Annotated in this window: 18 protein-coding genes; 10 read left to right on the forward strand and 8 right to left on the reverse strand. The window is 40.9% G+C overall.

The genetic code is table 11. The features are described from left to right. Positions 1–344: 344 nt before the first annotated feature. The 3 genes from R2S10_RS12045 to R2S10_RS12055 all read right to left on the reverse strand — a co-directional run bounded on the left by R2S10_RS12045 (position 345) and on the right by R2S10_RS12055 (position 1,901). Positions 345–539 carry a hypothetical protein gene (locus tag R2S10_RS12045; RefSeq protein ID WP_316840688.1) on the reverse strand — a complete coding sequence of 65 codons (195 nt, stop codon included), beginning with the start codon at positions 537–539 and terminating at the stop codon, positions 345–347. A gap of 6 nt (positions 540–545) precedes the next feature. Continuing rightward, entirely contained in the window at positions 546–896 is a 351-nt protein-coding gene (locus tag R2S10_RS12050; protein WP_316840689.1) for a hypothetical protein, read from the reverse strand. Between the two features lie 303 nt (positions 897–1,199). Next, the gene (locus R2S10_RS12055) at positions 1,200–1,901 is read right to left on the reverse strand and encodes a hypothetical protein (protein WP_316840690.1); all 702 of its coding nucleotides are present in this window, start codon (positions 1,899–1,901) and stop codon (positions 1,200–1,202) included. A 385-nt stretch (positions 1,902–2,286) separates the two neighbouring features. On the opposite strand from R2S10_RS12055, the gene R2S10_RS12060 reads away from it, so the two are divergent. The 9 genes from R2S10_RS12060 to R2S10_RS12100 all read left to right on the forward strand — a co-directional run bounded on the left by R2S10_RS12060 (position 2,287) and on the right by R2S10_RS12100 (position 18,066). Then, the gene (locus R2S10_RS12060) at positions 2,287–3,279 is read left to right on the forward strand and encodes an LCP family protein (protein ID WP_316840691.1); all 993 of its coding nucleotides are present in this window, start codon (positions 2,287–2,289) and stop codon (positions 3,277–3,279) included. Positions 3,280–3,753: 474 nt separating this feature from the next. Beyond that, positions 3,754–4,320 (forward strand): phage tail protein, encoded by a 567-nt coding sequence (locus tag R2S10_RS12065; protein ID WP_316840692.1) that lies wholly within the window; start codon positions 3,754–3,756, stop codon positions 4,318–4,320. A 45-nt stretch (positions 4,321–4,365) separates the two neighbouring features. Beyond that, positions 4,366–12,312 carry an MBG domain-containing protein gene (locus tag R2S10_RS12070; protein WP_316840693.1) on the forward strand — a complete coding sequence of 2,649 codons (7,947 nt, stop codon included), beginning with the start codon at positions 4,366–4,368 and terminating at the stop codon, positions 12,310–12,312. Positions 12,313–12,348: 36 nt separating this feature from the next. Further along, positions 12,349–13,239: a PorP/SprF family type IX secretion system membrane protein gene (locus tag R2S10_RS12075; protein WP_316840694.1), complete on the forward strand. Its 891-nt coding sequence runs from the start codon at positions 12,349–12,351 to the stop codon at positions 13,237–13,239. Between the two features lie 91 nt (positions 13,240–13,330). Further along, positions 13,331–14,023 (forward strand): aspartyl/asparaginyl beta-hydroxylase domain-containing protein, encoded by a 693-nt coding sequence (locus tag R2S10_RS12080; protein ID WP_316840695.1) that lies wholly within the window; start codon positions 13,331–13,333, stop codon positions 14,021–14,023. After that, complete coding sequence (locus tag R2S10_RS12085; protein ID WP_316840696.1) at positions 14,007–14,993, forward strand: hypothetical protein; 987 nt, start codon at positions 14,007–14,009, stop codon at positions 14,991–14,993. Before R2S10_RS12080 ends, R2S10_RS12085 begins: the two co-directional genes overlap by 17 nt. Next, positions 14,971–15,924 carry a phytanoyl-CoA dioxygenase family protein gene (locus R2S10_RS12090; RefSeq protein WP_316840697.1) on the forward strand — a complete coding sequence of 318 codons (954 nt, stop codon included), beginning with the start codon at positions 14,971–14,973 and terminating at the stop codon, positions 15,922–15,924. The genes R2S10_RS12085 and R2S10_RS12090 overlap by 23 nt, the downstream gene beginning before the upstream one ends. 1 nt (position 15,925) lies before the next feature. Beyond that, a complete protein-coding gene (locus R2S10_RS12095; protein ID WP_316840698.1) occupies positions 15,926–16,489 on the forward strand; it encodes an adenylyl-sulfate kinase in 564 nt (187 codons plus the stop codon). 638 nt (positions 16,490–17,127) lie between these two features. After that, positions 17,128–18,066, forward strand: a complete 939-nt coding sequence (locus tag R2S10_RS12100) for a methionyl-tRNA formyltransferase (protein WP_316840699.1) — start codon at positions 17,128–17,130, stop codon at positions 18,064–18,066. A 100-nt stretch (positions 18,067–18,166) separates the two neighbouring features. Here the strand turns inward: R2S10_RS12100 and R2S10_RS12105 are convergent, their stop codons facing one another. The 5 genes from R2S10_RS12105 to R2S10_RS12125 form a co-directional block, all read right to left on the reverse strand. Further along, positions 18,167–18,598, reverse strand: coding sequence for a nuclear transport factor 2 family protein (locus tag R2S10_RS12105; protein ID WP_316840700.1), 432 nt, complete (start codon positions 18,596–18,598; stop codon positions 18,167–18,169). A 422-nt stretch (positions 18,599–19,020) separates the two neighbouring features. Continuing rightward, complete coding sequence (locus R2S10_RS12110; protein ID WP_316840701.1) at positions 19,021–20,667, reverse strand: hypothetical protein; 1,647 nt, start codon at positions 20,665–20,667, stop codon at positions 19,021–19,023. A 1-nt stretch (position 20,668) separates the two neighbouring features. Continuing rightward, complete coding sequence (locus tag R2S10_RS12115) at positions 20,669–21,718, reverse strand: HlyD family secretion protein (RefSeq protein WP_316840702.1); 1,050 nt, start codon at positions 21,716–21,718, stop codon at positions 20,669–20,671. A gap of 17 nt (positions 21,719–21,735) precedes the next feature. Beyond that, on the reverse strand, positions 21,736–23,037 hold the full coding sequence (locus R2S10_RS12120; RefSeq protein WP_316840703.1) for a TolC family protein: 1,302 nt from the start codon (positions 23,035–23,037) through the stop codon (positions 21,736–21,738). A gap of 260 nt (positions 23,038–23,297) precedes the next feature. After that, positions 23,298–24,176: a helix-turn-helix transcriptional regulator gene (locus R2S10_RS12125; RefSeq protein WP_316840704.1), complete on the reverse strand. Its 879-nt coding sequence runs from the start codon at positions 24,174–24,176 to the stop codon at positions 23,298–23,300. Positions 24,177–24,425: 249 nt separating this feature from the next. Between R2S10_RS12125 and R2S10_RS12130 the strand changes: the two genes are divergently transcribed. Then, positions 24,426–26,207 carry an aminopeptidase P family protein gene (locus tag R2S10_RS12130; RefSeq protein ID WP_316840705.1) on the forward strand — a complete coding sequence of 594 codons (1,782 nt, stop codon included), beginning with the start codon at positions 24,426–24,428 and terminating at the stop codon, positions 26,205–26,207. Positions 26,208–26,343: the final 136 nt, after the last annotated feature.

Genomic DNA, 26,343 nt, shown 5'->3' on the forward strand with positions numbered 1-26,343 from the left:
GAAGCAAATATATATGAATTTATTTGAATTGTTAGAAATTCATGACAATGGGACACTCGAAATTTATAACAGAAAAATGGATGATTCTCTGTAGGAATTTTGTTGATGTAAAAAAAATACAGGAATTAGACAAAATCATGAAATTTTTTAAACGCAAAATAAATTATTACAGATTATCCTTGCTGGCTTATTTTGGACAGAGACAGAAGCAAAGCAGCGTCTGCTTCTCACTTAAAATCCCCTCATGACAAATAAAATTGGATAAAACCAATGAGTCATTTAGCAAAGCTGTTCTTTGAATCAGAGAACAGCTTGCCAAAGACATTTCAAAACACAAAAACTCCCTAAAATAATACGCCTAAATATTGGCTCCTGGAATTCGGACTTTTAGGCACCAATTGTGGCCCTACCGTAAATACATAAACATGCACGCGATGTCCGCTGATTTCGTTTAACTGAAACTCTGCTTTCTGATGGCCAACAGGGGCAAGGTTTAGTGTATAATACACTTTATGCTGGATGTCGTCGTACAGTACCAACGCGACCTAATTATACCTACCTATCGAATCTCTACACTCGTTCCAGCTTAAACCAAAAAGTCCATCACCCCTATCTTCCAACTGCAAATTATACAGTTGTGCAGCATAACCATCGCTAAGCTGCAAATCAGCGGAACTTACTTTCAGCTCAGTATCCTTAAAGATTTTAGGGAAATTGACCGAAAAAGCCTTTGATTGAGGCGTAAATTGTCGTGGAGGATTTTTAAATCCGATCTCCAGCACTGGGGAAAAAGGTTTTAAGAATTCCTGCAGAGACCTAAACTTCTTGCGATGTTGGATTTGCGCTACTGTTGGTGGCCGCTTAGGAGCTAATGGATCTGGTAAATCCTTCACCATCTGTTTTCCGTTTCTAACATAATAGACTTTGGATCCAATCCTCCCTGAGAACATTCCTGCTGTAGATCCGGAACAGATGTTGAGAGAACTGGTCAATGATATTAAAAAGATGGTACCTGAAGAGCTTTCTTATGAATATATCAATTAACTGAAAGTCTTGACCCAATTAAGGGACCTAGATCAAACACTAACTAAAAGATGTTATGGATGATTGGGAAATTGGGGGGATACGCAGCAAAACCAGTCAGGTTTGTCTGACTGGTTTTGCTTTCCCCTTATTCGAACAGATACTATAATACTATCTTACTTATTGCTTCCGATATGAAGGCTTATTCCTACTGAAATCGGATTCAACAGAAACTCCGATTTATTGGTTCTTGCAAGGGACCGATAGTTGTTTGCGTCGTCCGTAACAGCTTCTTGTCGCTCATAAGAGTAAAAGAAATCCAGGCTACTTTCCACAAAAATCGTCAGCTGCGAAATTGGATGAACTTTAATACCAATTACCGGAGCAAGTACAAATCCATTTTTTGTAGTTTCCATTTTATTTGGCGGCAGCACCACCGCAGCAGATTGGCCAGCTTTTAAGGCATTTACATTTTCAGAAGTGCCGATAAAACGATGCGCTCTGTATCCTACATCTGCGCCGACATAAGGTTGTACCCTTGAGAAGTTCATATTCTTTTCAAAACCAACTTTAAAAGTATAATCCGTCATGTTACCCGTTACAATCTCACAATTGCTACAATTGTTGTAGAACGTTTTTCCTTGCTTGATGTAACTTCCCGACAAGCGGTAATTGATTTGGTTGTCATTGAACTTCACCATGATCCCTGAAAAGTAAGTATTCACATACTTTACAGGATCTGTTTCATTAAAGAGTTTTGGCATTTGCATTGCCCCATACCCCCTCAGGGTGATGGAATAGTTGTAGTCAGCATTCATTTGAGAAAACGCAGTTCCCCCAGATAAAATCAGCACTAGAATGAGTAGTTGTTTTTTCATTAATTTTCCCCCACGGATTTTAATTGAGCCATAAAAATACAGCAATAATTAACATAGACAATAGCTAAAGATTTGATTTCGACATCAAAGATATCGGTGTAGAATTCCTTCATTAATGGTGTCATTTTAAGCACCGCATTAAGTTCGATAGGCCCATTTTCATCTGAAAAAGTACCATAAGAAGGCTGTAGAACATTGAATTATTTATATTTTCCTGAAGACTACTAAAAACGTGCCACAATATAAGAATTTTTCAATTAATGAAGGTTCCGTTTCATTGACTAAAATTACAAGCATTCATTTAAAGCTACAGCCTATTTTAGAGGTCGGAGAGGTACGGTTATTGAAGTACAAGGATGAGGTTTTTAAATCCTCTCCAGAAAAAATGAGAACAATCATCCTAACGACAGTGTGTATGTATTTCGGTCTGTTCCAGCTAAAAGCGCAGGACAGTACGGAGAACAAAGTCGATTTTATGGTTCCTCCAGCTGCAAAAACAGTCGTTCATTTGAACCGTTCCGATGCGGCCTTAGGCATTTCGGCGAAAGCAATAACCAGGCAAAAAAGCAAGCAGAATCCTCCTATAAATATTGCCTTATTTGCCGTCGACAGACGTACTGCAGCAGAGGCTGGAAACTCCGATGTGGTGATGGTCATTTCTATCGATCAGCTCAGCGGGAAAATCAAAATGTCGTCCATCATGAGGGATACTTATGTGAATATTGAGGGTTCAGGCATGAATAAGCTCAATGCAGCCTTCTCAATAGGTGGCCCGCAGCTTGCGATCAAAACCATCAATCAGAACTTCGACCTGGATATCAGAGATTATATTAACGTTGATTTCTATGGCGCCGCAAAGATTGTAGATGCATTGGGAGGGGTACAAATTCCGGTAAAAACAGAAGAGCTTTCCTACCTCAATAACTACCTGACTGAATTGTCTATTTATGATAAAATCCCCGCAGTTGCTCTTCAACAGCCAGGCTTACAAAAACTCGATGGGAAACAGGCTGTTGCTTATACCCGAATCCGTGCGGTTGGCCATGGCGATGCCCAAAGAACGGAACGTCAGCGCCTGGTACTCATCGCTATTTTTAATCAATTAAAGATAAAGGGTAAGGAAATTTTTCCCGTTTTTGCCACAGAAGTACTCCCTAACCTGGAAACCAGTATGAACAATTTTACGCTTTTTAGTTTTGCAGGAAGTATTTTAAATTCAAAAAACAAAACGATAGAACAGGCCAGATTTCCATTGGATAAACAAAGTATTGGAAAAAGAATTGACAATATCTGGTATCTGACTACCGACTTAAAAGCAACCACTGCTTCCTTACATACCTTTATTTATGGTTTAAACGCGGTAAAAACAAAAAGATAGCCAAAACCACAGCAACCATTTGCAAAAAAACAAGACAATCCGATAGCAAACAGCGCATAAATGAACTACTCTGGCTTTTCAAAAAAAGCCGAAATAAATTTTATTGATCAAAATTTTACATCAATTATAAAATAAATCATCAAATAATCAGAGAATATCTGTTTTCATTACATCCAAACAACCAACAGAATAAGTTTCAACAAAATTACACAACTTACTTTTTTTTACATAATTTTACCTTAAGTATTGATAATTAACGCCTCAACCTAATTGTCTCATGGACATTTCCTTTTATATTAAAGGCAAATTGCTAAAAGATCAAATTTTCGAATTTGCTCTTTTAGGGCTTAGTTATATCCTCAATTCTCCAATAAAATATCTTGATTGCAATTCAAAAGTCCTCTATCCTGATGGATCTGAATTGTTTCTCGCATCTCAAATTAACCAATCAATTATATTAAACCAAAATTCATTATGGATGAGTACTTAGGAATGATCAAAGCATTCGCTGGAAATTTTACACCAAGGGGATATGTTCCTTGCAATGGTCAAATGATGTCAATTGCACAATATTCGGCACTTTATGCCCTTTTGGGCACCAACTATGGGGGAGACGGACAAACAACTTTTGGCGTCCCAGACCTTAGAGGCCGCTCTATGATTGGTATCGGACAAGGCTCTGGATTACAGATTAATCACGCTCTAGGAGAGAAAATAGGTACAGAAAATACCTCTATTTTAATCACAAACATGCCAAATCACAACCATCCTGTGATTTCTACAGTTTCGGTAAAAGTGAGTGATGAGAAAGGAAACTTAGGGATTCCGGTAGCAGGAAATTCGATTGCCGCAATGGTAGATACCAACACTGATCTGGTAAATGGTTACAATGCAGCAGCGCCAACCATTCAAATTGCAGGTGCCACAGTAGCGACAACCATTGCCGCTGTTGGTGGTAGTCAGCCGATATCTATACTACAACCAACACTTGCCATCACTTATATTATGTGTATCGAGGGTGGCTTCCCTAGCAGAAACTAAACTTAATTCTTTGAATTAAAGCCATAATAAATTAACGCTCTCATTATGAACAAACGACTACGAAATACGGCGGTATTGATCCTGCTTTCTTTATTTTGCTTTTCAGCAAAATTCAGCACTGCACAAACGACGCTCAATCCCGGTGATTTAGCGATTATTGGAATTAACAATAATGGACCTTCTGCCAACCTGGCTGTGGTTGCTTTAAAAACTATCGCGCCCAATACTGTGATCAAATTTACAGATAAAGGATGGCTGGGCGCTACCAAGGCGCTTACTACTTCGGGTGCTGATGGTACCATCACCCTGACCACAATCGGGATTACTGCAGGTACAGCATTTACCTTTACGATAACCGGTGGGGCAACTCCCACAGCTACTGTATATCCAAATGTGGGAACTATTGCTATTGATCCTGGGGTATGGGCCGGAGCTACGTTAGCTGGTAATGCAGGTGATTCCTGGCTGATCTACACCGGAGCGGAGGCTACACCAAACTTTATCTATGGCCTGGCAAACTGGGCTACCCTAAATCCACTAGGTGCCGCACCAGATTCCTTTGGATGGGTAGGCAGTGGCACAGCTGCCAATGCCTCTGTTTCCTATCTTCCTGATGCTTTGAAAACAGGGGATTATCATAATAATTTAGCCGGTCCAAACTTTCTGATTTATAGTTATTACTCTGGTTCTTTTGTAGGTTCAAAAGCCAGCATACTCAGTTCTATTAAAGATAGAAACAACTGGACACAAAGTGGGCAAACACCCTCAGACCTTAGACCAGGTGCAGGAAATGTTTTCCCGGTCACACAGCCTACTTTCACATTGGGAAGTGTACCACAGACGGTAACTTCAAACCCTTCAACAGGTACTAAAGCCTTTGGCGAGCATATCGCTATATCGGTTACCTTCAGTGATGTGGTTACAGTAACTGGATTTCCCAGAATTAAACTAGCCGCAGGTACCGAATTTGCCTTTGCCAATTATGTCTCAGGAAGTGGTACCGAGGTGATTACTTTCGACTATGTAGTAGGTGCAGGCCAATTTACCTCCGACCTTAATTATGGCAGCACTACTGCATTAGAACTATTTGGAGGGACAATGAAAGACCCAAATAATAATGATGCTGTTCTTACCTTACCAGCTGTAAACAGCGCCTCATCATTAGGCGGTAGCAGCAGCATTGTGATTGACGCTCTTCCACCAAGCATAACCTCTGTTAACGCCTTTACAGCAAATGGCAGTTATCGTGAAGGAGCCAATATTTTCATAAACGTAAATTTCAATGAAGCTGTCAACATCACCGGCATACCGGTACTTGCCCTAAACACCGGAGTAAATGCAAGTTATAATTCTGGATCTGGAACTTCCACTATAGAATTCAGATATACAGTAGCAGCAGGTCAGAATACTACTGACCTTGATTATGTCAATAGTTTTGCATTAACCTTACCCGGCGGCGCAACCCTCAAAGATCTTGTAGGGAATAGTGGCGCCTTCATTTTATCTCCCGCAGGAACACCCGGCTCTTTAGGAGCCAATGCGGCTATCATTATCGACACCACTACCCCAACTGTTGCCAGCGTAAGCGGCACAAACGGGACTTATAATATAGGTACAACTGTGCCAATAAGCGTTGTTTTTTCAGAACCCGTTGCCGTTACCGGTACACCTACACTAGCTCTTGATGCTGGTAGCCCAGCTGCGAATGTTAATTATAGCAGTGGCACGGGAACCACAACGCTAACTTTCAATTATACGGTAGCTGCTGGTCAGAGCAGTGCTGATCTGGACTATACCAACACGACTGCACTTTCCTTAGCTGGAGGGACGATTAAGGATGCTGCAGGAAATGTTGCCACTTTAACACTGGCAAGCCCTGGATTGACCAACTCTCTGGCGAACACCTCAGACATCGTGGTGAATGGAGTTCGTCCAACAATCGTTAGTATTGTCCGGGAAAGCAATGCCGCTGAATTAACCAAAGCTAATGAGGTGAGGTTCACGGTCACATTTTCCGAAGGAGTATCTGGAGTAGATCTAAGTGATTTCAGTATTAAAGCAGGCGCACCTACGGGTAGCGGTATCACCACGTTTACTCCTCCTGCAATTGGCGGTGGTTTAACTGCTACCATTATCGCAAACACTGGAACTGGAGACGGAATTCTTGGCTTTGATTTAAAAGCTTCGGGTACAGGTATTACGAGTGTGGCCTCTGGGAATGCCATCTCAGGTGGATTTACCACTGGCCAAACCTATACTGTCGATAAGACGGCGCCTACGCTTTCAGCAGTTAGTATTGTCTCCAACAATGCTAACCCTCAAATCGCAAGAGCAGGAAATATAGTTACCCTATCTTTCACTGCCTCTGAAGCACTTGGCTCAGTATCACCTACGATTAATGGGCAATCAGTTAACGCCAACAGTCCAGTTGGACTCAACTACACCGTAAGCTATCCTGTAACCGCTGGTACTACAGAAGGTCGCATTACTTTTACTTTGGATGGTAATGACTTCGCTGGGAATTTTGCGACACAAGTTACGAGTACTAGTAATAGCAGTAAAGTTATCGTAGATAACGTAGCAACAACGGCTACTTCGGTAAATACGACAACTCCAGATGGCACCTATGTAATTGGAGATATGATTCCAATCACGGTTACTTTTAATGAGCCAGTAGTAGTCACTGGAATGCCAATTATTAATTTAAATTCAATAGGTGTTGCAAATTACACCTCTGGTTCAGGCACAACAGTTCTGACCTTCAATTATACGGTAGCTGCAAATCAAGTGACCAGTAAACTAGATTACCACATTAACAACCCCTTCCGCCTAAACTCAGGAACAATTGTCGATGAGACTGGCAGCGCTGTGTCATTAACACTTCCTCCTCAAGGAGGTGTTGGTTCATTAGGAAATGGCAGAAATATTGTCATCAATACTACCAGACCAACTGTCCTTGGAATTGTTCGCACAGGAGCTGCTCCTTATTTGACAAATGCGAGTACCGCAAGCTTCACTTTAACATTTTCAGAGGCTGTAACAGGTGTAGACCTAGCTGACTTTAATTTAAATAGCACCGGACCAACTGCAACTTTTGCATCGGTAACTCCTGTTAGTCCAAGCGTCTATACTTTAATTGCAAACACAGGAACAGGGAATGGCATTATAGGCTTCCAGCTGAAAACGCTTGTGTCTACCGGAATTGTCTCCATCCTTGGAAATCCAGTGGAAATCACTCCTTATTCGAATGAGGTCTATGAAATAGATAAAACTCCACCGACACTCAGCACCATTACCATACAATCGAATCATTCCGGTATTCCGACTATCGCAATACCTGGTGACATCATTACCCTCAACTTTACTGCCTCTAAAATCATCTCTACTCCTATTGTGACCATCAATGGAGGTACAGCCACAGTTCAAAACCCCTCAGGGAATAACTGGGTAGCTACCTATACCACTCTGGCCACCGATAACAATGGCGTGATTCCCTTCAATATTGCCTATACGGACAAAGCTGGGAATGTGGGTACAGCAGGTACAAGTACCTCCGATGCTTCTTTAGTAACTTTTGATAAAACTGCACCAACCTTAACCTCAGTAACTATTGCATCTAATATTGTTAGCTATCCTGCTTATGCAAAAGTTGGCTCTATGCTAACCTTATTATTCACTACTTCTGAGATTGTCCCTACTCCTACCGTAACAATTGGAGGCGTTACGCCTACAGTATTGCCAATGGGTGGATTGAACTGGATGGCCATGTATCCGGTACCTCCTACTTTAGCAGAAGGCCAAATTCCTTTTACCATCAATTTCAAAGATTCATTTGGAAATAATGGAATTCAACAAAGTACAGTGACTACTGGTAGCATGGTTACTTTGGATAAAACTGTTCCTACACTAAGTAATGTGAGCATCATCAGCAATAATCCTAACACTAGTTTAGCGAAACCCGGCGATCAGGTTAAAGTGACATTTACGGCTTCAGAAGGTATCGGTACACCAACCGTATCAATTGATGGAATGCCGGCAACTGTGACTTCATTAGCAAATAATGTGTGGACGGCAACTTTAGCACTAACTACCCTTAATACAACCGGGTTGATTCCATTTGGGATCCAGTTTTCAGATTATGCAGGAAATGCTGGTCTGCCAGTAAGTAGCACCAATGATGCTTCTACTGTTACTTTTGATAAAACCGCTCCTACAATACCAACTTCATTAGTTGCAACAGCCGGAGACCAGGAAAACACCCTGACCTGGAGCTTAGATAATGATGTGGCCAAATATGAGTTGATCGGTGGAACTCCTATTTCATTGGGCAGCGGCGTTCTAAACACCGTTCTTGTTGCAGATGCGACTAACCCAATGACCTTTACGCAAACTGGTTTGACCAATTTAACTACTTATTACTATGCGCTTAGGGTAACTGATGCAGCTGGTAATGCCATCACCAGCCTAACAACTCTTGGAAGGCCTTTACCTGGACAGACCATCACTTTTAGTCAACCGGCACCAGCAGAATACGGAAGTTCATTTACCATCAATGCAACAAGTACTTCCGGTTTACCGGTTACTTTAACCTCCGGCAATACTGCACTTGCCACTATTTCAGGCAACATAGTAACGGTTGTAGGTGCAAATAGTTTGCAATCAGTCTCTATCACTGCTTCACAAAGCGGAGACCTTACTCATTCTGCTGCACCATCGGTTGTCAGATCTTTACAAATTCTGCCAAAACCCGTTACAGTAACCGCTAACGTACAGACGAAAGTATTTGGCGATACCGAGCCGGCCTTAGCTACTCCTGCTATCAGCCCAGTACTTGTAGGTACAGACCTTGCTACGGGAATCTTACTCAGAGCGCCTGGAGAAAATGTAGGTAGCTATGAAATTCAGCAGAACACCTTTGCCTTAGATCCTTACAAATACGCAATGACTTATGTTCCTGCTAATTTTACGATCAGCAAGAAACAAGTAACGATTACGCCAAAACTAGCCTATTCAAAAACTTATGGTGCAACAGAACCGGTATTAGAGTTTAATTTTACACCATTGGTATCACCAGATGTCCTCAGTGGAACAATAGCAAGAATACCTGGTGAAGATGCTGGCACTTATAACTTCGATTTAGGAACCATCACCGCAAGTACAAATTATAACCTGGTCTTAAGCCCATCGCCTCAATTCACCATCAATAAGTCTGTGATTACGGTAACGCCAATCACTGCAAGTATACAATATGGGGATGCAGAACCAACGTTAGGTTACAACCACGTACCCGCACTGAAAACTGGCGATGCCTTTACAGGAACATTGGAAAGAGCCCCTGGGAACATGCCAAACACTTACCTGATCAATCAAGGTACCCTGGCTTTAAGTAGCAATTACACCCTTAACTTTAGTGCTGTCCCGGCTAACTTTACCGTGCTTAAGAAGAACATCAGCATTACGCCTACCGCGGGTCAGGGGAAAGTATACGGCGAGGTAGACGGAACGATCAATTATGTTTCGAGTCCGGCTTTATTAGATGGCGATACCTTTAGTGGTGCTTTAGGCAGAGCTGCAGGTTCGGCTGTGAATAATTATTCCATCGGAATCGGTAGCCTTGTAGCCAGTAATCCACAAAAATACAACCTGCAACTCGCTACTGAAAATTATGCAATTACCAAGAAACCAATCATGGTAACCGCTACCCCAGTAAGTCAGGCTTTTGGTGTTGCAGATCCAATATCCTTACCTTATACATTATCTACTCCTTTAGAAACCGGAGATGCTTTTGCTGGTAAACTGAGCAGAACTCCAGGAACTGATATAGGAAGCTATCCAATTGACCAGGGGAACCTGTCATTAAGTACAAATTACGACCTATCCTTTAGCCCTGCAGATCTTACCATTACGGCGAAAGGAATTGTGATTACTGCGGTAAGTAATGCCAAAACGTATGGGGATAACGATCCGGAATTTGATTATACAAGTAGCGCAACTTTAATTGGCGGAGATGTATTTACCGGAAAATTGGGTAGAGCTACAGGAGAAGAAGTAGGCAGCTATGCCCTGTCCTTAGGCAATTTGAAAGTGAACAACAATTATAGTCTGACTTTAAATCCTGGTACATCATTGACCATCAACAAAAAAGAAATCAATGTAATTGCCCAGGCGCAAACTAAAGTTTATGGCAGTAACGATCCTTCATTAACTTATAATTCTAATCCAACGTTGGTTGTTGGCGATAGTTTTAGTGGTGCGCTATCACGTGTTGCAGGTAACCATGTGGGTACCTATGCCATCGAACAAGGAGACCTTACTTTAAGTTCAAATTACACCCTGAATTATACGCCAGCCAATTTGGCCATTACAGCTAAGTCAATAGCTGTTCAAATCACGGCAGGTGGTAAAACTTACGGTGCTGCAGAGCCACAACTGAATTATACGAGTATACCATTATTGGAAAGTGGTGATGTATTTACCGGCGCCATCAGCAGAGCCCCAGGAGAAAACAAAGGAACTTACCTGATTTCCAAAGGTACTTTAGCAGCAAGCACCGATTATTCCGTAACGTTTAACAATGCCAATTTCGTTATTGATCCAGCACCATTAACGATTACTGCCAATCCGAAAACGAAATTTGTAGGTACTGCAAATCCAGTGTTCGATGGTCAGTATTCCGGTTTTGTAAATGGCGAAACGAAGTCTGTCTTAACTAGTCCGGCAACATTTACTTCTGCTGCCACGATAAACAGTCAGATTGGAACCTATCCTATTGTGACTTCTGGAGCAGTAGCCGCGAATTACACAATTACCCAAATAAATGGGGTGTTAACCGTAGTAGCAGGTGCGCCAACAGCAGTGTTATTTGCAGGAACTACACTTTATGAAAACCAGGCTGCAGGAAGCAGAGCAGGTACTTTAAGTAGCACCTCTGATGATCCAAATGCGACCTTCACTTATTCATTGGTTAACGGAAACGGCGACACAGACAATGCTTCCTTCCGCATTAATGGTGATCAGTTGTTAACGACTGCAAGCCTGAATTATGAAGATAAAAAGGTATACAGTGTGAAGGTAAGGAGTACTACTCAACATAACTTCTCTCTAGACAAAACGATTACCATCAACCTGAGTGATGTCAATGAAATTCCAACGCTGGATGCCATTGCCAATAAAACCATTTGCTATACAACTACTGGTCAGACTATCGACCTAACAGGTATCAGTGCGGGTCCGGATGCAGGTCAGAATACCATGGTTACTGTAACTGGTAGCAACGCTGCACTATTGCAAAGCCTAACTGTAGGTTCCGGTGGCAGCACAGGAACAATTAGCTATCGAGTTAAAAATGGTGCTTCTGGAACAAGTACAATCACCGTTACTGTAAAAGATAATGGCGGTACCGACAATGGTGGCATAGATACTTACAGCAGAACGTTTGTACTCACCGTAAATGCTTTACCAGTAATCACTATTAATGCCAACAAGGGTATCAACAATAACAGTAACAGCACAACGATAAGCAAAGGAGAATCAGTGGGATTAACTGCTGTAGGTGGCACCAGCTATGCATGGGCACTTGACAATAGCATTGTTAGCGGTCAAGCTACTGCCAACCTTGTGGTTAGACCTAGAGAAACCACAACTTACACCGTTACTGTAACGAATGCAAATGGCTGCTCGGAACAGAAAAGCTTTACCGTTAACGTATTGGATGACCTGGTGACCATCAGAGCCACCAATATTTTAACTCCTAATGGCGATGGTTACAATGATAAATGGGTGATTGACAACATTGATTTCTATCCGAATAATGAAGTCAAAGTCTTTGACAAATCAGGAAGAATGGTGTATGGTAAAAAGAGCTATGACAATAGCTGGGACGGAATGCTGAACGGCATGCCGCTTGCCGAAGGCACCTATTACTACGTGATTGACTTTGGTAAAGACAGACCGAGATTCAAAGGATTTATCACCATTGTAAGACAGAACTAATGAACGCTTTAAATTCACTGAACAAACATCTTTAAGATGAAAAATACTTATAAATATGGCTTAGGGCTACTTATGGTTTTCGCCATAAGTAGCACCACTAAAGCACAGCTCAATCCATTAGCAGCACAATATTACAGCAATCAATATCTGATCAATCCAGCCATGGCTGGAACTGATCAGGGGCTGAAACTGAATGGTGCCTATCGTAAATTATGGAGCAATGTTCCGGGATCCCCACTCACCCAAAACATCACTGCAGATTACGGTTTTAATAAAGTGGGGATAGGATTAAATGTCTACAATGAAAGTGCTGGTCTGCAAAGGCAAACACGCGTAGTAGGAACCTATGCTTATCACCTGAAAATGAACAATGAAGCAAATCAACTTCATTTCGGGGTGTCTATCGGTTTTATGAGTCAACGCTTGGAAAACAGCGACCTTTATGGCAACCCGAATGATCCATCGGTAGGTCAGTATAACGATCGTAAAACTTACCTGGACGGTGATTTCGGAGTGGCGTATACCACCGAAAAACTGACCCTGCAGGCTTCTATTCCCAATTTAAAAAGCGTCCTGAAAAAGGATGTGATTAAACTGGCCGATGTTTCTACTTTCTATGCCGCAGCAAGTTACCGCTTCAATTTATCAGAAGGATTAAATGGTTTCGATCTTGAACCTAAGGTGGCATATAGAGGTGTTCAAGGTTATGATAACATCTGGGATGCCGGTGCGCAACTGGAAATCGCCAACAAACAGGTGTTCCTAACCGCATTATACCACAGCACAGAAAATGCGACATTCGGTCTGGGAATGGACTTTAAAAAGAAATACCTGATCTCTGGAAACTATACTACGCAAACTTCTGCGTTAAGCGGGTATACCAATGGCAGTTTTGAACTCAACCTCAGACTCAACCTCAGCAAATAAAAACTAGCTATTGGTTGTAAAATATTCATGATGAATCAGCACAGGAGATTATTTTAATCTCCTGTTTTGTATATATTAGAATTATAAAATTATGCTCCCAACTCATCTCAAATTTAACATCAATTACGACCGCAGTCAGTTGCAACAAGAATTGAATTATTGCCTGCAACAGGAATGGCCAATGCATTTCAATACCGCAGATTTCAATGGAGATTGGCGGAGTATTTCTTTGCGCTCTGCATCCGGTCGCAGTAATGATATATATGCCCATGGAGGCAGTTATCAGGACACACAATTGCTAAAAGACAGCCCATATTTTAATAGTATTATCGGCTCATGGAGATGTGAAAAGGAATCCATTCGTCTCCTTGCCCTCGCCCCAGGGAGTATCATCAAGCCACACCGGGATCGTGGTTGTAGTTATGCTGAAGGGAACTTTAGGATCCACATTCCTATTGTAACCAATCCAGGAGTTCATTTTATGATTAATGAACAACGCCTGTATTTGAAGGAAGGAGAATGCTGGTACCTGGATTTTAATGAAACACATAGCATCATAAATGAGGGAGATGAAACCCGCGTTCACCTGATTATAGATGGGCTTAGGAATGCCTGGACTGACGAGTTATTTAAAGAGCATGGATATCCTATTCAACAGGAGCCACAAGGCCCCTCTTATGATGAGGATACTAAACGTAAGATTATCGCAGAACTGGAGCTACTGGATAGTGATACGGCCAGAAGTATCATTCAAAAAATGAAAAGTAATGGAACAGCTGAATAATCGTAATTCCCTACACCCATTGATCAACTGGTTTCCTTACCAACTATCTCTTTTAGAGGATAAGGAATGGGTGCTCAATTGGATGGACATGGAAGACCGCCGGGCGGCAGAACCCTTCTTTGACGATACCATTGGCATTTGTCGCTGGCGAAGAAAAGATAAAAAACGACTGCCAAGCGTTAGTACATTGGATTTTCTTTCGGAAGTAGCCGCTGGAATTCCACACCTCCCTCCCACAGCTTTTGTGTTTCACGTATCACGCTGCGGCTCTACCTTGATCAGTCAGGCTTTTACTGAGGATGAAGAAAATATTATCATCGCTGAAGCGCCTTTATTGGATCAGATTCTAAGGGCCCCGGAAAAAACGCATGTAACGGATTTGGAGAGAAAGCAGTGGTTTATGGCCGCAGTCCAGCTGATGGGACAACTTAGAACAGGAAAAGAGAAAGCCTATATCATTAAGCTCGACAGCTGGCACCTGCACTTTTATGACAAGCTCCGCAGCTGGTTCCCAGATACCCCATTTTTCTTTTTATCGCGGAGACCAGATGAGGTTCTCGCATCACACGAGAAGCAGGCCGGCATACACACCGTTCCCGGAATGGTCAATAAACAACTACTTAAAATTGATCCCCAGATGGACTATGGCGGCAACTTTAGTCGGTTTACAGCCGATGTTCTAAAAGGATTTTACCAACAGATCTATGCCATTCAGCAATCGCAACATCCAAAGAATGCTTTTGCAGATTATGCCGAGGGAGTATCTACATTAATCGAGCGGTTTTCAATATTTTCTGGGATTAGTATCAGAGATCGGGAAAAACTCAACAATCGCCTAAATTATCATAGTAAATCAACCACAATGCCTTTCCAGAAAGATCGGAAACCGGAACTTAAACACCAGTATCCAGATTGTATGGAGGCTTACCAACAAATAAAGAATAACCATGAAAGACTGCAGTTTCAGTAGCTTATTTTACCAACACCATGAACTCATAAAAAAAGGAAAATCAAATCCACCATCCACAGATTTTCATCATACAGAAGAGATATGGCTGAATATTTATGGCCTCGGCAAGTTTGAGACTTATGCTTTTATCTATCGTGATTGCCTCGATTTTCCTCATTTTATAGAATGGGCAACACAGTTAAAAGGAGCCGATTTTATCAGTAATGCAAGTCAGGTGTTTAATAACTGGCAGACGCATAAAAACATTCCTCTTGCTGATGAAGAGGATATTCCAAGAGTCCTCAGCGACGCTCAGTTAAGTTTTTGGGAAGAGAATGGCTATTTAAGAATTCCAGCGGTGGTAGAAGACATCTATTGTGATCGTGTGAAAGAACGAATTTGCAAGTATTTGAACTTACATATGGATTATCCTCAGACCTGGTATAACCCACATCCAAACTGGCAGGGGACGATGCTACAACTCTACCAAAATGAAGATATAGAAGTGATCAGGCAGTCGCCATTGATCAGGCAGATTTTTGCAGAACTCTATCAAACAAACCATTTGGTTGCTGTACCGGAAAAACTAGGATATAACCCGCCACAAACAGAGAACTGGGTGCCAGCACAGATAAAATTACACTGGGACCTGAACCTCGAGAAAGCCATAGACTTCCGTATTCAAGGAATGGTATACTTGGATGAAGTTCCTGAAAACCGAGGGCCACTACAAATCATCCCCGGATTTCATCGCCATTTTGAAGAATGGATAAAGGACTTTTCTTCGCTGGAAAGAGCACATGAATATATCAGAATTACCGGAAAACCAATATTAGTGCCTGGTGTAAAAGCAGATTTAATCTTATGGCGAAATACGTGTCCCCATGCTGCAAGTCCAAATTATTCTGACCTGCCAAGATTTGTGCAATATATAAGTTATAGCAAGTTATAAGATGGGGATCCTTGTTCAGTTTTGTGGATTGTCGGGTGCCGGAAAGACGACCTTAGCAGTTGCCCTTGCTTCAAAAATGGAGGCAGAAGGGTTAAATGTATTGGTGATGGATGGGGATCAATATCGACAATCGCTGTGTAAAGATCTGGGTTTTAGTAAAGCAGATCGGCTGGAAAATGTGCGCAGGATAAAGGAAGAAGCCCTAAAACTGATTCCAGATTATGACCTGATATTAATGGCCTTAATCAATCCATATGAAGAAGGAAGGGGTTCTGTAGCAGGCCCTGCGGAGCTGATCTGGATTAAATGTGGCTTACCTACTCTAAATAAAAGAGACACAAAAGGATTGTACTTTAAAGCCTATTTACCTGATGGACATCCGGATAAAATCTATAACCTGACCGGTGTAAATGATGTTTTTGAAATACCTCAACAAGCAGGATTGATCATTGAAACAGATGTGTTGTCATTAGCCGAAAGCCTGGATTGCTTGTATTCCTTTTTATCGAACAAGGTTGTTGAAGAGAGAATTGGACGATTAAGTAGGAAGAGGGTTTTGCGATGATTTGGACCTCAGCCAGAAAAGCAAGGAAGAAGGCATGAATCGAACGCTTGAAAACGGAGAGAAGGTAGAGCTGCGGGAATGAAATAGGGAAAGGGCAGGAAATGGCAAGAGGGGATAAGGTAGGGGATAAAAAAAGAGGCAGGAACTACTCCAAGGCTGGAATATTTCAATACTCCCTTAAGGGGAGTATCAAAATCCTCCTAGGCCTTGTCCTAGCCTATCCTCTTTTTTTTGCGACCGCCATATTCTGCAATCCAGCTATTTTTTTTCCGATTTCTTTATGCTTTTCCTTCGGCATTATTAATTGCAACAAGACTGAGGTTAATTCCAACCCTGAGTATTACCCCTTTCATCGTTTAGATTTGCATTCGTAACATTGGTGTTTGCTTTTAGGTATATTCCTCAAAATCAGTGTTCCATAAAACCTCTAATCTTTGCAGTGGATATTCTTTGAAACTAGAAGCAGGCAAGCATTTTTTAAACGATTCAAAACATATTATAAAACCTGTTTATTCTGGAAAAATTATATTTATTTGCGCTACATTTAACACGAACATATATAATTTAATAGCTAAGCAAGGGTATTTAGATTTTCTGCTTTTTTCAGAAACAGAAATACCTCTTTCAAAATCCTTTTTATGAAAACCCTAATTTTTACAAATAGCGCTTTATACTTAAATACTGCTTTAAGCATTCACGAACATTGCGATGTTGCAGGAATTGTTGTTCCTGAAGAACTAAATTATGAGCTTTTAGGCACAATTGCTTATGCTGAAAACAGAGGAATTCCTTTGTTAAAAATTGCTAAATCTGATCTGGATGAGGCCGGTAAAGTAGCTTCCTTGATACAGGAACTACAAGTTGAAACCGTTTTGGTGATGACATTTCCATGGATCATTCCTGAGCATTTACTAAAATCGACCGAAAAAGGATTTTTTAATGTGCATTTCAGCAAGCTTCCTTCTTATAAGGGCTCAGCACCCTTGTTCTGGCAATTGAAAAATGGGGATAAAGAAACAGGCTTAACCATTCATAGAATGACAGCTAATGTGGATGGTGGTCCTATCGTTTTCAGGCAAGAATTAGAGTTGTTTCCAGGCGAAAATTACGGCTTGGCTAAAGCTCGATTAACCGCTTTACTCGGTGAAAGCATGCCCCAGATATTAGAAAGAATCAAAGCAGAACAATACCTATATGTAGGTGATGAAGATATTGAAAGCACATACCCTATTCCTGAAATAAACGACCTGACGATTGATTGGGATACACATACTGCGATCGAAATTGAACATTTAGTGAATGCAGCTAATCCCTTATATCAAGGCGCAATTACCTATATCGGTGGTCAACAAATAAGAATATTTGAAGTGACTTCAGTAACCGGAGAGTTTGACCCGGGCACCGTAGCAGCAGGAACCGTTTTCCATGTAGATCCAGAACATGGCCCAATGGTGCTAACCTCCGACAAATCATTGTTGTTGTTAAATGTTGTGGGAAGTATGGAAGGAATCTTTAGTGGGAAGAAAATGTGTGCAATCGGTCTAAAAGTTGGTGATCAATTTATTACATTAAGATAAGCGCATAGTAATAAATTGCTCAAAATACAGGGCCTGAAATCTTAGATATCTGAAATTTCAGGCCCTGTTGTTAAAATCTATCCTTTAAAGTAAAGGACTTTTAATCATTATGTACTTCGTCGTGACCATAACTGATGATGCGGGAGATTTTCCATTGGCCATCCTTAAATTCCCATACATGTATAAATTTGTAAGTACCACTCAGCTTCTCCTGCTGCCCTTTATTGGTATGGTAAAAGCGATGGGTGGCAATTTCAACCGCCCCATAACCTTTTAAAGGCTGGACTTCCAAACTACTTTTCAGGAGTTCCCTACGAATGTGATTCCCTCGGTCGCACATCTCCTTAAATGACTTCAATTCCTTATCCGAACCAATAGTGAGGCCTCCCAAGTCGTGATAGAACTCCAGGTCAGGCTTAAAATACTTTTTGAAGCTGATGCTATCACAATTGTTAAACGCATGAAACATGAGGCTGTCTGCCTGAAAAATCTCTTGATACAAACTTGCCTGACTAACGCTAAGTTTATCCATTTTCAATTTTGAAGCATTACGTTTTTCTGTTCGGTGCTGAACAGTATGATTACTAGCATTAAAAATCCTCTAACTAAACCCGCCGCTCTGCAAGAAATGACCAGATTCCAAACAATACCACCTTAATTATATAAATAGCCTTTTCCAGGAATCCACAGCGTTATCAACATAAAAACAAACACATCAAACAACTGTAATACTGCTAATTAACACATACATCCACAGGGTTATCCACACAGGTAGTTAGTAACTATTCAAGGTTATTACCAACAATCATTCAAAACCATATTCATTTGAATAACTGAGAATTAACAGTGTTATTCGCACACTTATCCACAAAAATTGTTAATAACTCTGAGTTACTTAACAAAACAAGTCCTCTTTGTTAACAATATCAGATGGAAAAACATCAATTTTGTCAATTAAGGTGCGATTGCAGCCAACATCTCTTCTTCTCTTTTGAGAATTTCCTGACCGCGAAGTTTTCTTCTGATGTTGACCAGTTTTCTGAAATTAATCGGGACAAAGCGATAGCTCATCACGAACATTAAAACCAATCCACCAACAATCACAATCCAACCAAAAATTTCCTTTGCCGCCGCCATAGTAGCCTGTATTTGTATTGTCCCCCAAATACTGGAAATGCTCATAGATTGTGCAGCTTCTATACTTTTCCCCTGCACCACGCCAGCCTGAATCAACGGACCTAATCGCCCTGCAAGTAAAGGGTCGTTTGCATCCATATGTTGAACCAGGAAAGCCGTATGCTTCAGCTGGCCAGCATATAGCTCATAAGAATATACAGAACTCCAAAAAGCGGGACCTATAAAGGAGCGGAAAAGAATTAGTATCGAGACTGCAGCAAGTAGCTCTGAAAGGGTTAAACCCTCAGCACAATACACCCCTACTGAAATGTACAGAATCGTCAATCCCAATCCCTTCAGAAATATAGGAAAAGCCAAATCATGGATCTCAATCACTGGACTAAAGAGAAAATAAAGAATCAGATGGTAAAGAATAAAGGCGCCAAATCCGCTGCAGACCAATACTTTTAAACTCCATTTTCTACGAAACCAAATAAAACAGAATATTCCACCAGCAACTGAACCAAGAGCCAGCATCAGGTTGATTTCAGCATTACTCAATGTACTATATTTTAAAACGCCAGTCGTAAATGCGCTCTGTATCCCGCTGCTGGCAAAGAAAATCCCCATCAGAAAAATAAACACCAGCGACATCCATACATGCTTTCGTTTAAATACATCCAAACTCAAAAATGGTCTTTTAAGCATCATTTGGCGCTGAATAAACCAAATTCCCAACAAGACAGCAGCAAAAAGTGCCACTTTAATACTTTGATTGTTCCACCAATCGAGAATCCGTCCATAGGAAAGCGCATAATTTAAAAACATCATGGAGCTGAGGATCAATACAAAACTTAGCCAGTCGACCTGATAAAAAGGTACTTTTTTGGAGCCTCTAAAATTATGGCCAAAGATCAGAACCAAGAGTAAACAGAATAGCAATATCGCAATCGTATAGTAGTAGACATAATGCCAACTGTATTCAAACGAAAGTTTGGTAGCATAATAACTAGCGACTTGAGCCAATGCAATAGAAAGTGGGTAAAACACAGAATAAAACTTTGGTCGATCTCCTGTTGGACTAATGATAAACATGATAGGCAATATGACTTCCATCATAGCAAAGGCTTTGATCATTCCCATAATTGTATTGGCCCCAATTAATACCCAGGCATGATCTGTTGTTGCGCAGATATAGCTAAGTAAAATTAGCACACTAAGGGTTACGATCAGGATGTGCCTTGTTCTAAAAAACTGTTTCGTACGCAATGCCAGTGGAAACACCAATGCCATTCCAATTGCCGAGGCATAACTAGCCATCATCAGGTCTTCGGTAAGCATCCCCTGACTACCTAACATATCACCGATATTAGTGCTGTACACCCCACTGATTCCAAGAATAGGAATGGTCAGTAGGATGATCAATAACAGTTGTACTGGCTTAGGCACCCAATCATGAAATAATCCTAATTTATAGGTCTGCATATTAGATAGATTCTACTTCTACATTCATACCGGCTCTTAATAACTTTAGATCTTCCGGCTTGTTATCAACAGTGAATTCAATTCGTATCGGTATGCGCTGCTGCACTTTAACAAAGTTACCCGTAGAGTTATCCACAGGAACTGTTGATAACTTAGCTCCGGTTGCCTGAGAAATTGCAGTGATTTTTGCCTTGTAAGATTTACTCCCAAGAGCATCTACTTTTACCAAAACTTCCTGTCCGATGCTGATCTTGTTCAGCTGTTTTTCCCGGTAATTGGCAACAATCCATTTCAGCTCCCCACTAACAAATGAAAACAATGATTGTCCAGGTTGAATCAGCTGACCTTCCTGCAAAGTTCTCCTCCCTACGACCCCATCATAAGGAGCAGTAATCACAGTATAGGAAAGATTTAGCTTGGCCATATCCAATGCCGCTTTGCTCCGTTTCAGCTCTGCTTCATTGATCCCAATTCTGGAGCCCGCTTCTACTGCAGATAATTCTGTGGTTCCTTTTTGATGTTTCAGCGCTTCGTATTGTGCTTTTAAAGCTTCATATTCCGTTTGCACCTGATCGTATTGCTGTTGTGTAACCACTTCATCTTTCAATAAGGCAGCATAGCGCTTATAGTTCTTCTCTGCGTTCAATAATCTTGCTTTGGTAGCCGCAATATTAGACTCTGAAACAGCAACATTGTTTTTCACCGTATTTACCCCTGAAGACGTCACGTTTCTTGCGGCCTGCGCGTTCATATAGGCTGCTTCCGCTTGTGCAAGCGCAATATTCAGTTCTCTATCGTCGATAACTACCAGCGTATCTCCCTTTTTTACGGCTTGATGTTCTATGAAATATATCTTTTTGATATAGCCACCAACGCGGGTATTGATTGGTGTAATGAATTCTTCTACCTGTGCATCGTTTGTATATTCTGATTTATCGAGCTTGAAATAAACGACACCGGCCCAGATCAATCCGCCGCTAACCATCAGAATAAGTAGAGTGTTGATGATGCTAAAGTGTTTTTTATGTAATGGTTTCTTTTGATGTGACATATGAAGATGGATGAGGATTAATTTAAGTTTCCTGTTGTTTTTTGTAATTGATAATAAGTGTAAATGATGCTGATTTCTGCATTTTTCTGTTGAAGTTCTGCATCCAACCTAACATTCGTGGCATCCATCAGATCTGTTAATAAGGCCATCTGGTTTAGGTATTTCTTTTCCACGATTCTGAAGTTTTCTGAAGCAAGTTGCAGGCTTTTCTCTGCCGATTGCAGGAGTTGCTTCGCTTCTCTATGCTTGATAAATGCAGCTTTTACAGATATTTCGGTATTTTGTCTCAACTGCTCTGCTGCTGCCAATTGTTGACTTTGCTGTGTTTTAGCAAGACTGATGTTTTTTGGCGCATTATACAGAGCGGAAATATTGAATGAAACTCCTACTCCAGCCTGCCAACCATTGCTATACATATCACGAGCTGGCATAGAACTCGTTAAGGGGCGAACCATAGCGTTTCCTGCATTTAACTGTATACCTGGCAATCGATCTGCTTTCGCAAGCGCAACATTACGTTCGGCAATGCGGTTACTCAGTTCCGCGGATCGCAATTCCGGGTACTGTTGATAAGCACGGTCCAGATATTCCTGAAGACTATTTGCTACAGGCTTGTTATTTAAAATAGTGCTATCAGGTAAAATGTAAGTATTGTCGGGCAAGCCTAATGCAATGCTCAACTGCTGGCTTAATATCTCAATATTGTTATTGAGTTGCTGCACTGTCGTCCCCAGATTGGTGATGAGTAATTCATTTCTAATAACATCATTCTTAGTCACCATGCCACTCTTATACATCTTGTTGATATTGAAAAGGCGTAACTGAGCTAATCTTATATTCTCCTGATATACTCCTCGCTGATTGTACATCTTGAACAAGTCAAAATAGTTTCCAGCCAATAGGATTTTCAGATCCAAACTATTTTTTTCATGGCCTAGTTCGGCAAGTTGCTCCTGTAATCCAGCAATTGCAATAGTGTTATTAATTGCGCCTCCTTTAAATACCGTCTGACTAGCTTGTACGGAGAAAGAATTGCCAAAATGAGGCATAGGTACTGTAGTTCTGCCAGAGAAATCGTTATTAAAAACTGTAACATCACCAATATAAGAAGCCGTAGCCGCTGCGGTTAGTACCGGGTTTCTTTGTGTTTTCACAACATCCAGGCGCTTTGCTGTTACAGTCATACCTATCCTGGAAATCTTCAATTGTTGACTATTGGTGTCTGCAAGTTTAAACAACTCTGGAATACTCAGCTTTTTGTAAAGCGTATCCTGTGCTGAGGCAAATTGACCACAACATACTGTGAGTACAGTACTCATAAAAATTATAATATTTTTCACGGAACAAAGGTCGGCATAGCACTAAGCTCAGACTATGTCCGTATAGCAGGGAAATATGTCAGGATGGCGTATATTAAGGATCGGAAGGGTTGTAACAGATTAAAAACGGCTGTTTTGAAGTAAACATTCCTATTGGAAAGTGTAAAAGGTTTTTTAGAATTTGGATGAGAATCCATGAAGAAAAACGGTACAAAAACTGGGTAATCATCACTTCAATGCTGCAGGAAACAACGTAATCTCTAATGCGCTGCGCGAAACTGTGAAGGTGTGATTCCGGTATGTTTCTTAAAATATTTGGCGAAGGTAAACTGGTCAGCAAAATTCAATTCTTGTGCCACCTGGGAGATATTTAGAGACGGATCTCTAAGTAATACCTTGGCACCTACAATTACCGCACGATCAATAAAAGACCCCGTAGTTCGTCCCGTACCCTCTTTCAGCATCTGCGTGAGGTGTTTCGGTGTTACAAATAACCGGTCTGCATAATATTTCACGCTTCGTTCCTCTTTATAATGTTTAGCCAGTAGTCTTAAAAATCCAATCGTTAGCTCTTCCCTTCTATTCAGTTTCACCTTATGAGAAACATTATACCGGGCATAAATAGACGCGGCATGGTAAAATAAGGACAAGAAACTATGTTTTTTTATCTCCGGGAGGAAGGCAACAGTCTGTTCTTCAGCTAATGCTTTTTTGAGTACTTCCTGAAGGTTTAACAACAAATCTCGTTCTTCAATATTAATTGCATAATAAGGCTGATATGCGCCGGTCATTACTTCTACAACACTTGAAGTGTTTAAGATAATCCCGGTCTGGCTCATATAATCAACAGAAAAGACACTCCCTACCACTGTAAAATCAGCACTTACTTCAGTAAATTCATAGATAGTGGAAGGCATAATGAAAAGCAGAGAATTCTCTTTTACTAGAAACTCTCTCAGGTTATGCTTTACAAGCATACTTCCCCCGGTGATAATGAAGATGGAGAAAAAACTGGATTTATAAACCTCTCCCACTATAATACGACTGGTAAAATCCTGCTCAGTAAATACCTTTAGTGTGAGCGGATCGTCTTCCTCCACTTTCAATATTCCCTGATGATGAACACTCAATTTCTTCATTGCAGCGTAAAAATAACAACTATTCCGACATTAATCATCAGCTTTTCACTTCATTCAATAAGAGAACCCTTTGCATTTGTTTGCTGCTTTAACACCAAATTATCTCCAGACCTCAATCTCGGGATGATTTACTATTCCCAAACTCTATTCTTTCCTAACTTACCACCATCATTGTTTCCAAGCTCATTTTGTGGAGGAATTAAAATCCATAGATTTGCGTTAACTCGATAGACATAAAAAAGCTAAACCATGACATATCAGGAAAAATTAAGCGCGATACGTTCTCAAATGAAGGCCGACAATGTACAGGCCTATATCATTCCATCTGCAGATCCACACATCAGTGAATATTTACCCGATCATTATAAATGTATTCCTTTTGCTTCCGGATTTACCGGATCTGCAGGAACATTAGTGATCACACATGATTTTGCAGGTTTATGGACCGACTTCCGCTATTTCGAACAGGCAGCTGAAGAGTTAGAGAACAGCGGTTTTGAATTAGTAAAACAAAAGATACAACACGCTCCGGAATACATACAATGGCTCGGTACTAAACTTGAAAAAGGGGCTATTGTGGCCAGTAATGAAAAACTGGTTTCTATCCTTCTAGGCGACTTACTCACACAACAATTCGCGTTCAAAGGTCTTGTTTTAGCGGACAAAGATTATTTAAGTCCGATCTGGGAAAACAGGCCTGCATTACCTTCAGAAAAAGCCTACCTGATTGATGAAAAGCACATCGGACAATCTGTAAAGTCGAAACTAGCTGCAGTAAGAACAGAACTAGGTAATAAAGGTGCAAACTATCATTTGGTTTCTTCTTTAGATGATATGGCCTGGTTGTTCAATATCCGAGGAAATGACGTCAGCTATAACCCTGTAGTATTGAGCTTTGCATTAATAGGACAAGATCAGGCGACTATTTTCATTAACCCAGAAAAACTAACTGAAGCAGAAAAAGCATTATTATTGAGCAGTGGAGTAACGGTAAAACCTTACGAAGAGATTGAAGTTGCTTTAGCTACTATCCCTGAAAACACGAGCATTTTTATTGACCCTAAGCGCAATTGTTTTGCTTTTGCTAAGCAATTACCTTCCTCAGTAAAAGTGATTAAAGACACTAATCCCTCAACCAGCTTGAAGGCCATAAAAAATGAAACTGAGTTGGCCAATACGCGGATTGCAATGAATAAAGACGGTGTGGCGATCACAAGGTTTCTGAAATGGTTATCAGAAAATATTGGAAAAATCAAGATCACCGAACTTTCTGCCGCAGCAGAACTCCGTAAATTCAGAGCCGCGCAAGAAGGTTTTGTTGGCGATAGCTTCAATACCATTAGCGCTTATAGTGCGCACGGTGCCTTACCTCATTATGGTCCTACTGAAGAAAGTGATGTGGAAATCAAGGCACAAGGATTATTCCTTTTAGATTCTGGCGGTCAGTATAATTACGGAACTACCGACATTACCCGTACCATCCCTATGGGCAACAATACGGGAGAGGAAAAAACAGATTACACCTTAGTACTAAAAGGTATGATTGATGGTTGTAAGAGCCGTTTCCCTAAAGGCACTTGTGGTTACCAGATTGATGCCATTACCCGCAAACCATTATGGGACTATGCCATTAATTATGGTCATGGTACTGGCCATGGCGTCGGTTATTTCCTAAATGTTCATGAAGGTCCACAAGTATTTAATCCGACTGCAACACCTGTAGCGATTGAACTAGGTATGATTACTTCTATTGAACCAGGGGTTTATCGCCCAGGAAAGCATGGCGTAAGAATCGAAAATCTGGTTAATACCATCACTGACGTGAGCAATGAATTTAATGAATTCTACGCATTTGAATCCTTAACAATCGCTCCAATCAGCACAGAAATTGTGAAAACAGAATTGTTGGAACAAGGACAGATTGATTGGTTAAATAGCTATAATGCCTTGGTATTTGACAGATTAAGTCCGCTGTTAAACGAGGAAGAAGTGAAATGGTTGAAAGCATATACTAAAGCCATTTTTAAGTAACATCCCGCGTAAAAAAGGGAAGGAAAAGCGTTTTATTTTTCCTTCCCTTTTCCATCACAAGCTATTAAACTCGCAATATATGTGGGCAATTAGTAAAAAAGAAATATGTTTGGACGACATTCAAATGTTTGCCCTT

It is taken from the genome of Pedobacter gandavensis (assembly GCF_032678745.1).
Taxonomy (GTDB): domain Bacteria; phylum Bacteroidota; class Bacteroidia; order Sphingobacteriales; family Sphingobacteriaceae; genus Pedobacter; species Pedobacter gandavensis_C.

Bases quoted from the DNA above. Each gene is read 5' to 3' on its own strand.
- R2S10_RS12120 (WP_316840703.1), bottom strand. From the start codon at position 23,037: ATGAGTACTGTACTCACAGTATGTTGTGGTCAATTTGCCTCAGCACAG.
- R2S10_RS12100 (WP_316840699.1), top strand. From the start codon at position 17,128: ATGAAAACCCTAATTTTTACAAATAGCGCTTTATACTTAAATACTGCT.
- R2S10_RS12090 (WP_316840697.1), top strand. From the start codon at position 14,971: ATGAAAGACTGCAGTTTCAGTAGCTTATTTTACCAACACCATGAACTC.
- R2S10_RS12115 (WP_316840702.1), bottom strand. From the start codon at position 21,718: ATGTCACATCAAAAGAAACCATTACATAAAAAACACTTTAGCATCATC.
- R2S10_RS12095 (WP_316840698.1), top strand. From the start codon at position 15,926: ATGGGGATCCTTGTTCAGTTTTGTGGATTGTCGGGTGCCGGAAAGACG.
- R2S10_RS12105 (WP_316840700.1), bottom strand. From the start codon at position 18,598: ATGGATAAACTTAGCGTTAGTCAGGCAAGTTTGTATCAAGAGATTTTT.
- R2S10_RS12075 (WP_316840694.1), top strand. From the start codon at position 12,349: ATGAAAAATACTTATAAATATGGCTTAGGGCTACTTATGGTTTTCGCC.
- R2S10_RS12050 (WP_316840689.1), bottom strand. From the start codon at position 896: ATGGTGAAGGATTTACCAGATCCATTAGCTCCTAAGCGGCCACCAACA.
- R2S10_RS12130 (WP_316840705.1), top strand. From the start codon at position 24,426: ATGACATATCAGGAAAAATTAAGCGCGATACGTTCTCAAATGAAGGCC.
- R2S10_RS12065 (WP_316840692.1), top strand. From the start codon at position 3,754: ATGGATGAGTACTTAGGAATGATCAAAGCATTCGCTGGAAATTTTACA.
- R2S10_RS12080 (WP_316840695.1), top strand. From the start codon at position 13,331: ATGCTCCCAACTCATCTCAAATTTAACATCAATTACGACCGCAGTCAG.
- R2S10_RS12060 (WP_316840691.1), top strand. From the start codon at position 2,287: ATGAGAACAATCATCCTAACGACAGTGTGTATGTATTTCGGTCTGTTC.
- R2S10_RS12070 (WP_316840693.1), top strand. From the start codon at position 4,366: ATGAACAAACGACTACGAAATACGGCGGTATTGATCCTGCTTTCTTTA.
- R2S10_RS12125 (WP_316840704.1), bottom strand. From the start codon at position 24,176: ATGAAGAAATTGAGTGTTCATCATCAGGGAATATTGAAAGTGGAGGAA.
- R2S10_RS12110 (WP_316840701.1), bottom strand. From the start codon at position 20,667: ATGCAGACCTATAAATTAGGATTATTTCATGATTGGGTGCCTAAGCCA.
- R2S10_RS12055 (WP_316840690.1), bottom strand. From the start codon at position 1,901: ATGAAAAAACAACTACTCATTCTAGTGCTGATTTTATCTGGGGGAACT.
- R2S10_RS12085 (WP_316840696.1), top strand. From the start codon at position 14,007: ATGGAACAGCTGAATAATCGTAATTCCCTACACCCATTGATCAACTGG.